This window comes from Nitratidesulfovibrio sp. HK-II (assembly GCF_003402415.2).
In the GTDB taxonomy this organism is placed as follows: domain Bacteria; phylum Desulfobacterota; class Desulfovibrionia; order Desulfovibrionales; family Desulfovibrionaceae; genus Cupidesulfovibrio.
This window is the reverse complement of record NZ_AP036014.1, coordinates 3,362,966-3,377,644: the sequence shown is the minus strand read 5'-3', so window position 1 is coordinate 3,377,644 and position 14,679 is coordinate 3,362,966. Positions and strand designations below refer to the sequence as shown.

11 protein-coding genes and 1 riboswitch are annotated in these 14,679 nt (G+C 66.2%); of the genes, 2 read left to right on the top strand and 9 right to left on the bottom strand.

Going from position 1 to position 14,679, the window contains the following annotated elements; genetic code table 11:
* Window positions 1-272 precede the first annotated feature (272 nt).
* Entirely contained in the window at window positions 273-1,100 is an 828-nt protein-coding gene (locus RVX_RS14295; RefSeq protein WP_116307883.1) for a flagellin, read from the bottom strand.
* A gap of 308 nt (window positions 1,101-1,408) precedes the next feature.
* Window positions 1,409-1,647: riboswitch (cobalamin riboswitch) on the top strand.
* Between the two features lie 168 nt (window positions 1,648-1,815).
* On the opposite strand from RVX_RS14295, the gene RVX_RS14290 reads away from it, so the two are divergent.
* Window positions 1,816-3,930 carry a ribonucleoside triphosphate reductase gene (locus RVX_RS14290; protein WP_116307882.1) on the top strand — a complete coding sequence of 705 codons (2,115 nt, stop codon included), beginning with the start codon at window positions 1,816-1,818 and terminating at the stop codon, window positions 3,928-3,930.
* Window positions 3,931-4,207: 277 nt separating this feature from the next.
* Window positions 4,208-4,549 (top strand): hypothetical protein, encoded by a 342-nt coding sequence (locus RVX_RS14285; protein ID WP_116307881.1) that lies wholly within the window; start codon window positions 4,208-4,210, stop codon window positions 4,547-4,549.
* A 227-nt stretch (window positions 4,550-4,776) separates the two neighbouring features.
* On the opposite strand, the gene RVX_RS14280 is transcribed toward RVX_RS14285, so the two are convergent.
* From RVX_RS14280 to RVX_RS14245, 8 genes are all read right to left on the bottom strand, one after another.
* Window positions 4,777-5,679 carry a hypothetical protein gene (locus RVX_RS14280; RefSeq protein ID WP_230404791.1) on the bottom strand — a complete coding sequence of 301 codons (903 nt, stop codon included), beginning with the start codon at window positions 5,677-5,679 and terminating at the stop codon, window positions 4,777-4,779.
* On the bottom strand, window positions 5,658-6,956 hold the full coding sequence (locus tag RVX_RS14275; RefSeq protein WP_116307879.1) for a L,D-transpeptidase family protein: 1,299 nt from the start codon (window positions 6,954-6,956) through the stop codon (window positions 5,658-5,660). Before RVX_RS14275 ends, RVX_RS14280 begins: the two co-directional genes overlap by 22 nt.
* A gap of 237 nt (window positions 6,957-7,193) precedes the next feature.
* Window positions 7,194-7,754: an orotate phosphoribosyltransferase gene (gene pyrE, locus RVX_RS14270; protein WP_007524018.1), complete on the bottom strand. Its 561-nt coding sequence runs from the start codon at window positions 7,752-7,754 to the stop codon at window positions 7,194-7,196.
* An 89-nt stretch (window positions 7,755-7,843) separates the two neighbouring features.
* Window positions 7,844-9,142 carry an adenylosuccinate lyase gene (gene purB / locus RVX_RS14265; protein ID WP_116307878.1) on the bottom strand — a complete coding sequence of 433 codons (1,299 nt, stop codon included), beginning with the start codon at window positions 9,140-9,142 and terminating at the stop codon, window positions 7,844-7,846.
* Between the two features lie 261 nt (window positions 9,143-9,403).
* Window positions 9,404-9,769 carry an FmdB family zinc ribbon protein gene (locus tag RVX_RS14260; protein WP_116307877.1) on the bottom strand — a complete coding sequence of 122 codons (366 nt, stop codon included), beginning with the start codon at window positions 9,767-9,769 and terminating at the stop codon, window positions 9,404-9,406.
* 678 nt (window positions 9,770-10,447) lie between these two features.
* Window positions 10,448-11,248 (bottom strand): ATP-dependent sacrificial sulfur transferase LarE, encoded by an 801-nt coding sequence (locus RVX_RS14255; protein WP_116307876.1) that lies wholly within the window; start codon window positions 11,246-11,248, stop codon window positions 10,448-10,450.
* 520 nt (window positions 11,249-11,768) lie between these two features.
* Entirely contained in the window at window positions 11,769-12,941 is a 1,173-nt protein-coding gene (locus RVX_RS14250) for a homocysteine biosynthesis protein (protein WP_116307875.1), read from the bottom strand.
* Window positions 12,942-13,083: 142 nt separating this feature from the next.
* On the bottom strand, window positions 13,084-14,448 hold the full coding sequence (locus tag RVX_RS14245) for a tetratricopeptide repeat protein (protein ID WP_116307874.1): 1,365 nt from the start codon (window positions 14,446-14,448) through the stop codon (window positions 13,084-13,086).
* Window positions 14,449-14,679: the final 231 nt, after the last annotated feature.

Here is a 14,679-nt window from a genome sequence, read left to right as displayed (position 1 = left end):
GTTGGACTATCAAGGCAGTTTGCTGGGCGCGGCGCGCCATGGCGGGCAGGGACGGCGGGAGGCCGTGTTGCACGCGCGAGTGACGCCGCAGACGGCGGCGAGGGGAGATGGCAGGGGGGCTGCGGGTGGGGCCGGGCGGGACATTTCTGTCAGACCCGGCCGTCCCCAAGGGTATGGCCAAAGGGGAAAGCGGCAAGTGGAGCGACAAGAAGGGGCGGCAAGGGGGGGGCGTGCCGGTGGGGGCGTGGCGCGGCGGGCAAGCCGCCGGAAGGTCAGGCTTCCTCGTCGGTGATGGTGCCGGTTTCGCGCAGCAGAAGGTCCAGCACCAGTTCCTCCAGCGAGCGGCTCTCGTTGGCCTTGGCGCGGGTTTCGGCGGCCGTGTCCATGATGTCGGCCTGCGCGGCTAGCGACGCGGCCTGGCCGTCCAGGATGGTGGAGCGCGATGCGTAGTTGGAGGCCACGGTGTTCACTGTGGTGATGTGGCCGGAAAGGGTGGTGACCATGGCGGCGGCCTTGGCCACCGTGTTGATCTGGGTGCTGGTGAAGGCGTTCTTGAATGACGAGAAGTCGTACAGGGCCAGGTCGAAACTGCCGGTGCCGGACTGTATCTCGATGGTGCCCGATCCGCCGGACACGGTGATACGGTCGTCGGCGGCCCAGGCCGTGCCGTCCTGCAGGGCGATGCCGTTGTATGAGGCGGAGGCGATGGTCTGGGTTATCTGCGAGGCCAGCGAATTGTATTCCGCCTGCACGGAGGCGTAGGTCATGGTGCCGGTGGCCACGCCGTTGGCCAGTTCCTTCATGCGGGTGAAGGCGGTCTTGAGGGTGGTGGTGGCTTCGTTGGCCAGGTCCACGATGGATTTGGCCTCGGACACGTTGCTGGACGCCTGGCGCAGCATGGCCGCGTCCGACCTCAACCGGCCGGTGAGCGCGGCGGCCGTGGGGTCCGTAAGCTTCAGCGACTGGCTTTCGGTCAGGACAAGATCACGCAGTGATCTGCCCACCGACCCGCCCATGAACAGCGAGTTGGTCAGCATGTCCTGCTGCAGGAGCTGCAGCGAATATTCCACCAGCATGGTGTTCAGCGACTTGTCGGCCACGTCCGCTCCCCGGCGTGTGGATACACCACGCCTCATGAGGCGTATCGGCCGGTTTTCGGCAAACTTTAGGGGGGCGTTGCGCTGGTCGCCGTTCCGTGCGGGGGCGCACTCTCCGGCAGGGGGCGCGGCGTGGACCGGCTGGGCAGCCCGATGGGGAGCTTTTTTTACGCCTAGGGCGGCAAGGGTTGCGGGCCGCCGCGGGGCCTTTCGGGGCAACAGGCGGCGCGTTCGGCTGTTGAACCCGGCACCTGCTTTTGCTACATGCTGGGGGCATTGGCGACGTGTGCCGCACGGCCGCGCCGCTCCCACGAAAAACAGCCACGAAGACTTTCAAGGATCTCCGGCGAAGGGAATCCGGTGCGACACCGGAGCGGTCCCGCCGCTGTGATCCCCGCGCGCACGGCGCGCAACGTCCGTCCCGGCACGGGTGCGAGGCTCACGCTTCGTTCCGCAGCCGCAGCGCCACTGGCACCGGGTTCCGCCCGCGCCGGGAAGGCGGGCCGGACGGGGGAAAGCCAGAAGACCTGGCCGGAGCGCTTCTTGCCGCCACGGGCACGCGGATGCCCGGAACGGACTCAAGAAGATTCACGGAACACGCCGCGCGCCGAGGTACGTTACCGACGTACCCCCGGATGCGCCCTACCACGGGCGGCCCGCCGCCGTGCGCCTTTGGCGCGCGGAAATCCGTCGGCCCGCCGTCCGGGAGCCATTCCCCATGCCCCTGCATATCCAGAAGCGCGACGGCCGCGTGGAAACCTGGTCCGTGGACCGGGTGGGCCACGCCATCAACAAGGCCCTGAAGGCCAGCGGCATCAAGGACCCCCTGCTGGGCAAACGCCTGGCCCAGAGGGTGGAAGCCAAGCTCGAAGGTGTGGACACCCCCGAGCAGGAACAGGTGCAGGACCTCGTCCAGCGCGTGCTGATGGAAGCCCGTCTGTACGCCGTGGCCGAGCGGTACATCATCTACCGCGAAAAGCGCCGCGAATTGCGCAGCCAGAACGAGGCTTACCTTGACGTGGCCCGGATGATCGAAAGCTACCTCGACAGGTCCGACTGGCGCGTCAGCGAAAATTCCAACATGGGCCATTCGTTCCAGGGGCTCATCCTGCACATGGCGGGTTCCGTGCAGGCGCGCTATGTGCTGGAAAAGTACCCCGAAGAAATCCGCCTGGCCCACACCCACGGCTACTTCCACATCCACGACCTGTCCTTTGGCCTGGCCGGGTACTGCGCGGGCTGGAGCCTGCGCGACCTGCTGCTGGAAGGCTTCAACCTGAAGGGCCGCTGCTGCGCCTCGCCGGCGCGCCACTTTGACGCTGCCTGCGGGCAGATCGTGAATTTTCTTGGAACGTTGCAGAATGAATGGGCGGGCGCGCAGGCGTTCAACAACATCGACACCTATCTCGCCCCGTTCATCCGCCACGACAAGCTGACCTACGACGAGGTCAAGCAGGGCGTGCAGAAGCTGGTGTACAACCTGAACACCACCTCGCGCTGGGGCGGCCAGAGCCCGTTCACCAACTTCACCCTGGATATGGCCCCGCCGAAGCACATCGCCAATGAACCGGTGATCATCGGCGGCCAATTCCAGGATTCCACCTACGGCGACTACGCCGCAGAGATGGACATGTTCAACCGGGCGTTCATAGAGGTGATGCTGGAAGGCGACGCCGACGGGCGCATCTTCTCCTTCCCCATCCCCACCTACAACGTCACCCCCGACTTTCCGTGGGACACCGACACCGGCAAGATGCTGCTGCGCATGACGGCCAAGTACGGCGCGCCCTACTTCCAGAACTTCATCAACTCGGACCTCAACCCCGAGGACGTGCGCTCCATGTGCTGCCGCCTGCAGATGGACCTGCGCGAAATCCGCAAGCGCACCGGCGGGCTGTTCGGCTCGGGCGACCTTACCGGCTCCATCGGCGTGGTCACCCTGAACCTGCCCAAGTTCGCGTACCTGGCCCAGGGGGAAGAAGACTTCCTGGACATGATCACCGAGTACGCGGAAATGGCGCGCGACGCCCTGGAATACAAGCGCAAGCTGTGCACCCAGATGCTGGAGGCGGGCATGTTCCCGTTCTCGCGCCGCTACCTCAAGAACGGCTACGCGGGGCACTTCTCCACCATCGGGCTCATCGGCGGGCACGAGGCCTGCCTGAACCTCTTGGGCAAGGGCATCGAGACCGAGGCCGGGCTGCGCCTGATGAAGCGCGTGCTGCATCACCTGCGCGAGCTGACCGTGCGCTTCCAGGAAGAGACCGGGCACATGTACAACCTTGAAGCCACGCCCGGCGAAGGCACCTGCTACCGCCTTGCGCGCATCGACCGCGCCCTGTACGAAGACATCGCGACCTCGGGCGGCGAGACGCCGTACTACACCAACTCGACGCTGCTGCCCGTGGGCTTCACCGAGGACGTGTTCGCCGCGCTGGAGCACCAGAACGAGTTGCAGACCCTGTACAACGGCGGCACGGTATTCCATTCCTTCCTCGGCGAGGCCGCGCCCGACGAGGCATCGGTGAAGAACTACCTGCTGAAGGCCATGCAGAAGACGCGCATCCCGTACATCTCGGTCACGCCCACCTTCTCGGTGTGCCAGACCCACGGCTACCTGCGCGGCGAACACATGAACTGCCCCGAGTGCGGCGAAGAGGCGGAAGTGTACACCCGCGTGGTGGGCTACTACCGCCCGGTGAGCCGCTGGAACCTCGGCAAGCAGCAGGAGTACAAGGAACGCATGGAATACGGCATGGGCTCGTTCTGCGATTGCGGCGCGCCCGCCACCGAAGTGGACATGAAGCTGCCGCAGCCCGCCACTGCGGACTAGGGCTGCCAGTGCCATGGTCCTTTTGTCCTCTGCCTTCGTCAGGTTGGCTTTTTATTCCGGTCGAATACCATGGAAGCGCGCTGCGGTCGCCATCCGTAATGCTCGAAGACTCGCATAACGGCTGCCGCACTTCCTTCATAAAAAGCCATCCTTCCTCGGCAGAGAACAAAAAACCTCATGGCTCCGACAGCCCTGAAGCGTTGCGTTGTTTGCGGTATTATGCCCTGTCATGTCCTGAACCGAACCCGGAACCGCCCACGGTTCCACCCGTGACCCCGTGATCCTGAACGCCACCCAGCTTGAAGCCATCCGCCAGCGCAACGACGAGGAACTGCGTCGGGGCGCGCACGCCACGCCGGGCTACCCGGCCCACACCGTGCGCGACCTGTTGCAGACCGTGGAGGCGTTGAAGAAGGAAAAGAAGAAGTGGCAGCGCCTGGCCCAGGAACGCGGCCAGGCCCTGGACACGGTGCGCGAGGTGCTGGACGCGGTGCGTCCCGCCGATGGGCGCAACGGCAACGGGCATGCGCTTGGCGGCCCCGGCGGTCGGGATGCCGAGCCGGATGCCCGCCAGCCACTGGTGGGCCCGGATGGTGGCGACGCCCCCCTGCGCGAGTGATCCGCACCGGTCACGGCGTGGACTTGGAATGAAGCGGAATGAAGAAATGACCGCCCGGCAGGCTCTGCGCATGCCGGGCGGTTTTGCGTCCGGTGAAGAAGGATTGCGCGCCGTATTCACGGTTGGGTCGGAAGTGGCGGCATGCGGCGGGAACGGCCGGGAAATGCAAACGGCCGCCACAAGGGCGGCCGAGGGAAACGCAAGGGGGTGCCGGGCGGAGCCCCGGTCTATTTCTCGGGCGCGGGTACGGGGTACTGTTCGCGGTAGATGATGCGGCCTTCCGCTTCCAGTTCCACCACCAGGGTCTGCACGTCGGCGGGGGCAAGACCATCGGGCAGCGGCGCGGAGGTGACGATTTTCTTGAACCGCGAGATCTGGAAACGGTTGGTGTCCGGCTCCACCTTCAGGGGCTGGATGCGCCCGTCGGCGGCCACCACCGAGAACAGGGCCTGGCCGCCAAGCTGTTTCTTGGGGTCGGGGTTGGTCAGGTCGAAGTTGATGCGCAGCCGCTTGCCCGAACCGTGGCGCACGGTCACGTTGTCCACGCGGGCCTCGCCGGTGCTCAACGCCTCGCGCGCCTCGCCCGGCGTGTCGGCCACGGCGGCGGCCACGGCCTGGCTGGCTGCGTCCGGAACCCGGGCGTCAACCCCGGCCTGTGTCGGGTCGTCGCTGGGCAGCGGAGTCTGCTCGCCAGCCTGTGCTCCAGCCGGGGCGTGAATCTGGCCGGGGGCGGTCACCACGCCGTCGCCCGCGCCATTGGCATCGCCTGGCTTCGCCGGAGCGGGAGCAGGCGGCGAGGCCAGGGCCGCGCTGCCCAGCAGGGCGCGCAGTTCCTCCGGGTCGCTGCTGCGCAGCAGGGATTCCAGGTTGGAAAGGCGTTCCAGTTCCACCCGCGCTTCCTTTAGGTCGCGGTCCAGGGCCTGGTTCTGGTTCACCAGGGTCCGGTTGGCCTGCCAGAACGAGAAACCGGCCCACACCCCGAAGGCCGCCAGCAGCGGCAGCAGCACCAGCGACACGGTAAGCAGTCGCAGGGCCAGGGGGCTCACGCGCAGGCGACGCACGCGACAGTCGTCGCGCATGAGCAGCAGGCTGTATTTCTCGTCGGTCATCATCGGGCGGCGGGACTCCATTCTTCCTTCACGATTTTCCACGCCTGGCCGTCCTGGCGCAGCAGCAGCGTCTTCACGCCCCGGTCGCCGTATCCGGTCACGTCGCGGTAATCCTGGGTCATGTCGGCGCGCACGCCACCGGCCACGGCCTCTATGCGCAGGCCCTTCAACTGCACCTTGGCGGGCTTGGCCTTGCGCCACAGTTCCTGCTTCTGCTGGCGGATGGACGATGCGCCCTTGCGCGGGGCCTGTTCGGCGTCGTCGGCGTAGCAGCCGATGTAGCCCTTCACGTCGCCGCGCTCCCACGCCTTGCGCCACTTTTCGACAAAGGCGGTGACCTGCGGAGAGACGGTCTCGAGGTAGTTGGCTTCCATGCCCACGTCGGCGGGCACCCATTCCATGCCCACGATGCGGTACTCGCCCTTCTTGTCGGGCTGCCAGTACAGGCGGCGGATGCCTTCGGTGGTCATGTTGGGCGCGCGGTAGTACTGGTTGAACCAGGTTACCCAGTAGCCGGGGCCCTGCATCACCTGCACGTCGGAAACGGAGGTCTGGATCCACGCCAGTTGCTTGAACAGCCGTTCCTTCTGGCTGCGGAACGCGGCGAAGGATTCTTCCTGCGCGGCGGTGTAGGCATCGGCGTCGTAGTAGTCGAACATGGCGGGCGAGCGCGAGCCCCACGCCTTGGCCCAGCCCTTCACCTTGTCTTCCAGCTTGCGGGCGGTGGCCTTGTCGTCCTTGGAGGGGGATGCGTCGGTGGCCACGTCGCCCGCCACGGCAACGGCCGTGCCGGGGGCGAACAGCTTGCCGGCCCTGTCGATGTCGGCGCGGTTCAGGGCGATGCAGCCCTTGGTCTCGCGCGGGACGATATCGTGCCCCTTGCTGTGGATCCAGATGCCCGAGCCGGTCTTGCGGCGCAGTTTGTCCACGGGGTTGGGGTAGTTCAGGGTGTAGGCGATGCCGCCGTACATTTCCATGTCCAGCCCGGCGGAAAGCTTGCCCACCACGAAGTAGATGCCCTCGGGCGTCTTCAGGTCGCCCGCGGTCTGCTTGTCGCCCGTGGCCTGCCCGGTGGTGCAGACGTAGCTGGCGGCGAGCTTCAGCGGGCTGTGGCGTTCATAGATGTGCAGCTTCTGGTCTTCCTTGTCCACGGCCACCAAGCGGCGGGGCGTGCCCGGATCGTCCGGGATGCGCACGTGCCAGCCCTCGGCGGCGGAGGAAAGGGGACAGAAAAGGGAAAGCAGCAGGGCAGCGGCGGGCAACAGGCGGTGAAGGGCGCGGATGGTGCTTCGATGCATCTCGGTGCGCGGGCTGTGCGCCCCACTGGGGAAGGCGCGGTGATCCGTCGGGACGGCGGATGTGAAACCTGTGCTCCCCCCTGCCAGTCTGGCCAGACCGGCCAGTCATGGCCGGTACGCCGGTGGACCGCCGCATGCGCGCGGCCCCGCCGGGGGGACGTGGCCGCCGAGGCCTTTTGCTGCACGGCCCGGCAGGGCCGGGCCGGATTGAACCGGACTGGTGCCGGTTGAAGCTGCCTATGAGCGGGCGGCTTCCACCAGTTCCTTGCGGGTAAAGATGGAGATGAGGTCGTACCCCGCATCCTTCAGGGCCTGCCTGCCGCCTTCCTCGCGGTCGAGGACGGTGCACACGGCCACGATGCGCAGGCCCGCAGCCTGCACCCGTTCGCAAGCCTTTAGCAGGGAACCGCCAGTGGTGACAACGTCTTCCAGCATGGCAACCGGGTCGCCCGGGGCGAAATTGGCAAGACCTTCCACGTACTGGTCGGTGCCGTGGCCCTTGGGTTGCTTGCGCACGATGAAGCCCGCCAGCGGGCGACCCCGTTCGTGCGAGATGACCGTGGTGGCCGAAATCAGCGGGTCCGCGCCCAGGGTCATGCCGCCCACGCCCACCACGGGCACGTCGCGCAGCAGATCGTTGAACAGCGAGCCGATCAGCCAGGAGCCCTCGGCGTTGAGGGCGGTTTGCTTGCAGTCGAAGTAGTAGTCGCTCTTTCGGCCCGAAGTAAGGGTGAAATCCCCTTCCCGGTATGATTTTTCAACCAGCAGGCGGGCGAGGCGGATGCGCAGGTCGTTCATGGGTGTCCTTGGAATGCTCTTGGAAAGATAGTGGAATGGGCTTGCGTGCGCATGCGGCGCTGGCACCGCGCCGGTCTCCGTCAGGGGACCTAGCTGCGGCCGAACACCCGCTCGAAGATCATGTTTTCGTGGCGCAGATAGTAGCCGGGATCAAACAGTTCATCAAGAACGGAAGGGGCAAGGCGCGCGGCGATGTCCGCGTCGGCCCGCACCATGTCGGGGAAGGGCTTTCTGGTTTCCCAGCTCTGCATGGCGCAGCGCTGCGCCAGCACGTAGGCCTCCTGCCGGGCCATGCCCGACTCCACCAGGGCCAGCAGCACGCGCTGCGAATAGTACAGTCCGTAGGAGGCGGCCAGGTTGCGGTCCATGTTCTCTGGGATCACCCGCAGGTTGGCCAAGAGGCCCGACAGGCGGTGCAGCACGTAGTCCATGAGGATGGTGGAGTCGGGCATGATCACCCGTTCCACCGAAGAGTGGCTGATGTCGCGCTCGTGCCACAGGGCCATGTTCTCCATGGCGGCCAGCGAGTTGGTGCGGATGAGGCGCGAAAGGCCGGTCATGTTCTCGGCCGAGATGGGGTTCTTCTTGTGCGGCATGGCCGACGAACCCTTCTGCCCCTTGGCGAAGCCTTCCTCGGCTTCCAGCACTTCGGTGCGCTGCAGATGGCGCAGTTCCACGCACAGCCGTTCCACGCCCCCGGCGGCCAGCGCCAGCGAAGTGAAGAAGTGGGCGTGCCGGTCGCGCTGGATGACCTGGGTGGAGATGGGGTCCACCGCAAGGCCCAGGATTTCGCAGGCAATGGCCTCCACCTTGGGGTCGAGCATGGCGTAGGTGCCCACGGCGCCGGAAATCTTGCCCACGCGCACGCTTTCAAGCCCGTCGCGGAAACGGGCCACGTGGCGCTGGAATTCGGCGTGGAAGCCCGCCATCTTCAGGCCGAAGCTGGTGGGTTCGGCGTGGATGCCGTGGGTGCGGCCCATGCACAGGCGGCCCTTGTTGGCGAAGGCCAGCGTTTCCAGGGTGGACAGCAGCCGTTCGAAGCCCTTCAGGATCAGTTCCCCGGCCTGGGCCAGCAGCAGGCCGTTGGCCGTGTCCACGATGTCGGACGAGGTGCAGCCCAGGTGGATGAACCGGGCCGAGGGGCCCACCTTTTCTTCCACGGCGGTGAGAAAGGCGATGACGTCGTGGCGGGTTTCCTGTTCGATTTCCAGGATGCGGTCCACGTCGAAGTCGGCCTTCTCGCGGATGACGCGCATGTCGTCCGCGCCGATGACGCCAAGGCGGTGCCAGGCCTCGCACACGGCCAACTCCACGTCGAGCCAGGCGCGGAAGCGGTTTTCAAGGGTCCAGATGCGGGCCATCTCGGGGCGGGAATAACGGTCGATCATCGGGGCTTCCTTGCTGGTCTGTTGCGTATGGCTGCCGGGGCGGCGTGGGCCGGTCCGGTCGCATGTCTGGTTGCGCGCCTGGTGCGTGCCCGGCCGTATGTTGGCCGTCAGGTCTGCTGGGCCGGTGCGGCCGCCGGGATGCGGCGGGGGGCCGCCCGGAGTGGAAAGCGGACCGCCGTTGGGCTGCGGTTGTCCATGAAAAGGGGCAGCCGAGGCTGCGTTTATTCATGAAAAGGGGCAGCCTAGGCTGCCCCTGGGGTGCTACGAACCTGTGGCCGTCGCCGCGGCGCAACCGCCCGACGGGGCGGCCGCGGTGCACTTGGCCGGGCCTTCGGCCGAAGCCGGAGCCGCCGTGGCGGAAGATGCGTCTGAGCCGCCCTTCCCGTTGGACCCGGCGTCGCCGGTGGCGGCTTCCGCGCTGGCGCCCGCATGCGAATCGGTGGACGAGCGGTTGCCGTAGTCGGTGACGTACCAGCCGCCGCCCTTGAGCACGAAACTGGTGTTAGACACGATGCGGTCGGCGCGGCCACCGCACACCGGACAGGAGCGGGGGGCTTCGTCGAAGGTCTTCAGCCATTCCTCGAAGATCTGCTCGCAGTCGCTGCAACGATATTCGTAGATGGGCATGCTACCCTCCTTGCAGAACCTACGCGTGATGGACGAGCCTAAACAGCGTCGCACGCGTTGTCAAACGGGAAGGCCATGCGATGGAGCACGGGACGGATGCACGACGGTGTGGCGTCGTGCGGCGGGCGGGGCGTGGTCACCGCCATGCCCGCTGCCTGGTGCTGCATGCATGGCGAGGTATATGTTCCGGCTGCTGCATGGAGCGTCACGCGAACCCTGTCAACGCCGCATGCACTGCGGCGTCGTGGCGTTGTGGCGTGGGACGCTCCGTACCGCAGGAAGCACACGCGCCTCGGGCGACGTGCCACCGGGGGCACGTTGCGCGAAGCGCGGGGCGTTCTTGCGGCGGAACGAAAAACCTGAATGCCTTAGGACTTGGCGGCGGCCTTCGCTTCGCGCACGCGCTGCTTCAGGCGCTTTTCGCGGCGCTGACGGCGACGATCCAGTTCTTTCTTGCGCTCGATCTTCTTGTGGGCCATGGGACTCCTCCGTGAAATCGCGTGAGATAAGAGGGACCACCTATCGTGAACCGTGGGTTTTGTCCAGTGGCGCACGAGGGGTGGGAGCGGATTGGGTGAGGCCTGGGTGCGGGCGGGCGATCGGGCGCGGGTCCAGATGCGGTCGCCCCCGTTGCCTGCCTGAAGGGCGGCGGTTGACCGGTCATGTTTGCTGGCGGGCTCAGCGGTCGAAGTAGCCGCTCACCGGGCCGTCCGCGTCGATGGCGGCATCGCCGAAGCCGTGTCGGGCAAGGGCGGGGCGCAGGGCGTCGCGCCGGGCCGGGGAAAGCGCCGCGTGCGCCGGGCCCAGTTGCAGGCGGGGCGGGGCGTTTGGCGCAAGCCGCAGGCGAAAGTCCCACAAGCCAAGGTCTTCCAGCGCGTTTTCCGCAGCGGCCAGCCGGGCCAGGGTGGCCGCGTCGGGGGGCATGCCGTAGGCCAGCCGGGTGAGCAGGCAGGGGCGGGCGGCCTGGTCCGGGCGGTCCATGCCGGTACGCGCGGCCAGGGCGCGAATGTCGGCCTTGGACAGGCCCGCCTCGGCCAGCGGCGAGCGGACGGCCAGTTCGCGCAGGGCGCGCAGGCCGGGTCGGTGGGCGGTCAGGTCGTCGGCGTTGGTGCCGTCGCACAGGGGCAGGGGCGTGGCCTTGGCGAGCAGGGCGGTGAAGGCGGCGTGCTTGCAGTGGTAGCAGCGGTCGCGGTGGCCCGCCGCGATGGCCGGGATGGTCAGCGGATCCAGCGGCACGGTGACGAAGGTGGCCCCGCGCGCAGTGGCCCATCGGCGGGCTTCTTCCGTTTCGCGGGGGGGCATGTGCGGGCCGGTGATGTGCAGGGCGGTGACGCGGCAGCCTGCCAGCAAGGCGGCGTGGGTGAGGAAGCGGCTGTCCAGCCCGCCGGAAAGGGCCACGGCGAGGTCCGGCATGGTGGCCAGCAGATGCAGCAGGGCAGGGGGCAGGGTGTTGGGGCGTGGCAGGGCGGTGTTGGTCATGGTGTGTGCCTGGGCCTGGGGGCACGCGGACAGCCTGCATCGGAATCCGCGCGTTGCGGACGCCATCCGTAAGGCTCGCAATCTCGCCCAACGGCTGGCGCCTTTTGCCGCCGGACTGCGTTGTCGCGAATTTTTTCCTGCTCACGTACAAAAGTACAGCGTTGCTTTCGCCATCCGTAAGACTCGTGCTGCGCACTCGCCTAACGGCTGCCGATCTGAGCGGAAAAAGCTTCGCGTCGCCTTGTCCAGCGGGCAAAACTCGTAATTCCTCGCATCCTGCCCGCACCCGCCATCCGCGCCGGAGGACCGGCGCGGAGTATAAGGAAGAAAGGCGATTTCCGGACAGGGAGAGAAACTGTCAGGCAACGCCATGGCGAAGGTGGTGTTTAGAGCAAAGCAAAAAATAGTGCTTTCGCACCGTGCGGCAAGTCCTGCCGGAAAAACGAAACCCGCCGGGTGCGCGTTGCTGGTGCGCGCCCGGCGGGTTGTTCAGTGCGTGTGCGTGATTCGGGGGAAATCCTTACGCCGAGGGCAGCAGTTCCACCGGCTCGGTAAGCAGGAATTCGCCCTTTTCGATCCACGACTTCAGCGTGTTGGCCACTTCCAGCGACAGCGGGTAGCTGGTCATGGGCACGGTTTCCACCTTCTTGCCCATGATCTCAACCTCGCCGCTCTTCAGGTCTTCGTAGGTCACGTGCTGGATGACCCGCGGCAGGCAGTTGGGGTAGTCGTGCCCGTAGTCCTTGACCGGCATCTGGATGTCGCTGTCGTCCACCCCGGTGAACCAGGCGATTTCCTCGTTCAGGACGGGGATGGGAATGCCCACGCCCACGGCCATCGAGCAGCCGTAGCCAAGGAAGGACAGGCCGCGCAGGAAGCGCGGGTTCATGCCCTTCAGGTCGCCCTTCAGCATCAGGGTGCCCGCCGGGGAAAGCGGCAGGCCGCGTTCGGTGCGCTTGGGCGCGGCCACGTGCTGCGTGCCCGCCCCAAGGACGTACCCCGTGCCGCCGCCCAGGAATATCCGGGTGCCAAGGCCAATGGTGCGGAACAGCGGGTCGTTGAACAGCGGAGAGATGCGGCCCGCCGTGGCGAAGTTGACGTTGCGCAGGTTGGGCTTCAGCGGGCCCATGTACGTGTAGATGATGCGGCTCGTCAGGTTCACGGCCGCGTTGTAGTTCTGGTAGCAGTTGCGCGGGTTCAGCAGGTGCGCGTAGGGCAGCTCGGACAGGGTGACCTTCTTGTCCAGCGACTTGCGCGGGTAGCAGTCCGTTCCGTAGGCCTCGGCCCGCAGGTGCACGGCCTTGCCGCGCACCAGGTCTTCGATGACGTGGCCGCCGCCGTACTTGAACCGGCCGGGGTAGACCTTGTTCAGCGGGTCGTCCTCGGTGGGTTCGGTGGCGCCCAGATAGGAGTCCACGGCGGCAAGCCCCGCGTAGGCGGGCACGTCGTTCATCCAGACCTTGGCGGTCTTGAGCGTGGGCGGATCCTGCTGGCCGATGTTGAAGAGCAGCCCGGAGGAGCACATGGGCGAGAAAGTCCCGGTGGTGACGACGTCGATTTCGCGGGCGGCCTTTTCCTTGCCCATTCGACGGACGGCCTCGGTCATCTCCTCGGCATTCAGCACCACGGCCTTGCCCTGGCGGATGCGCTCGTTGATTTCCGCGATCGTCTTGTTCACCTTGAAACTCGCCATCTTGCTAACCTCCATTGGTGGCGCGTCGCGCCGTTTCGATAAATCAGGATATCAGCATATGGAAAAGCAGTCCGGATTGCAACCAGCAAAAAAGGGGACCCGTGCAGGCCCCCTTTGATTTGGCGGGTTGGTCGCAATCGGGTCAGTCCTGTTGCCCCAGCCGTTCCAGGGCCTGGCGGGCGAGGTCGAAGTCCGGATCCAGTTCCAGCGCCACGCGCAGGCAGCGTTCGGCGTAGTCGCGTCCGCCCGCCCGCATGAACACGAGGCCCATGTTGAATGCGATGGTCTTGTCCCGCCGGGGCAGGTCGGGGTTGATGGTCATGGCCTTCAGCATGTTGGCGCGCGCCTCGCGAAATTCCTTGCCCTCGGCGAAGGCCATGGACATGTTGTAGAACAGGTTTTCGTCGTCCGGGGCCACGCGCAGGGCCTTCTGGTATTCTATGGTGGCCTCGCGCCACTTGCCCTGCTTGCGCAGGGCGATGCCCAGGCGGTTGAAGGTGCCAAGGTCGCTGCGGTCCAGCATGTCGCCCTTGGCGTCCAGCGCCTTGCGCAGGAAGCGTTCCGCCCGTTCCGGGTCGCGCTCGCTGTAGATGCTGGCGATGCGTTCGGAAATGTCGCCGATGTAGGCCATGGCCTCGCGCGTGGCCTGGGTGACGGCCAGCTCGAACAGTTCCTCGGCCCTTTCCTGGTTGCCCATCTCCACGTGTATCTCGCCCATGTCCACCTTGCGCTCCACGTTGAGGGGCGAGAGGCGGTCGAGCTTTTCCAGGTAGCCCAGTTGGGCTTCGTTGTCGCCGATCTGCTTGTTCAGGTCGGCCAGCTTCTTCAGCGGCTCCAGATACAGGTCGGCGTTGCGGCTGGCCTCTTCAAAACATTCGCGGGCGCGGTCCATCTTGCCCAGCGCCTGGTAGGCGTCGCCCATGACCAGCAGCCCGGCGGCGCTGTTGGGCTTGAGTTCCAGTATCTTGCGGCACACCTTCAGCGCGCTTTCGTGCGACCCCTGCTGCACCATGGCGCGGGCGGTGTCGATGAGCTGGCCCAGCTTGCCCTGCGGCTTGATGGTGAAGGCGATCTTTTCGATCAGCGTGTTGATGGAGATGGGCTTGCTGATGAAGTTGTCCGCGCCGATCTCGTGCAGCAGCACCAGGCGCTGCCGCTCCGTCTCGCCGGTGAGGATGATGATCTTCACGTCCGAGTAGGCGTTCTTGACCTGCCGGACCAGAATGCCCGTATCACGGCCTTCGATCATGCGCTCCATGAACACCAGCACGTTCTTCTTGCGCATGGAGACGTCGCGGATGGACTTGATGATGTAGTCGGTGTTGGTGACCACGGAGATGGCGTCGGTGGTGATGGCGAGATGTTTGGTCACCGTGTTGCGCAACAGCGAGATGAAGTTCTGGTCGTCGCTCACCACGAGGAAGCATCCCTTCTTTTCGTTGATGAACTCGACCACCGTGCTCTCGTATTGCTTCTGCTTGAGCTTGAGGTTGATGTTGCTCGCCATGCTTGCTCCTTGCGGCGCGCGTCCCCCCGCCGAGGGCGCTGGCCTCTGAGTGTGTCATCCGCTCCGGGCGCGGTGTGGAACGGTAGGTATACCTCCGGGGCTTGTCAACGTGAACAGCCGCCCATGCCGCAGCCCTTCACGGCCAGTCGCCCGCAACGGTCCGCCCGCCGTCATCGGGGAGTGTCCGGCCGGGGCGGATGGGCTGCCCGTGATGCTCCGCCCGCAGACATA

Coding starts and splice junctions, on each gene's coding strand:
- RVX_RS14250 (WP_116307875.1), bottom strand. CDS start 12,941: ATGGCGAGTTTCAAGGTGAACAAGACGATCGCGGAAATCAACGAGCGC.
- pyrE (WP_007524018.1), bottom strand. CDS start 7,754: ATGAACGACCTGCGCATCCGCCTCGCCCGCCTGCTGGTTGAAAAATCA.
- RVX_RS14275 (WP_116307879.1), bottom strand. CDS start 6,956: ATGCATCGAAGCACCATCCGCGCCCTTCACCGCCTGTTGCCCGCCGCT.
- RVX_RS14255 (WP_116307876.1), bottom strand. CDS start 11,248: ATGACCAACACCGCCCTGCCACGCCCCAACACCCTGCCCCCTGCCCTG.
- RVX_RS14260 (WP_116307877.1), bottom strand. CDS start 9,769: ATGCCCATCTACGAATATCGTTGCAGCGACTGCGAGCAGATCTTCGAG.
- RVX_RS14290 (WP_116307882.1), top strand. CDS start 1,816: ATGCCCCTGCATATCCAGAAGCGCGACGGCCGCGTGGAAACCTGGTCC.
- purB (WP_116307878.1), bottom strand. CDS start 9,142: ATGATCGACCGTTATTCCCGCCCCGAGATGGCCCGCATCTGGACCCTT.
- RVX_RS14245 (WP_116307874.1), bottom strand. CDS start 14,448: ATGGCGAGCAACATCAACCTCAAGCTCAAGCAGAAGCAATACGAGAGC.
- RVX_RS14280 (WP_230404791.1), bottom strand. CDS start 5,679: ATGGAGTCCCGCCGCCCGATGATGACCGACGAGAAATACAGCCTGCTG.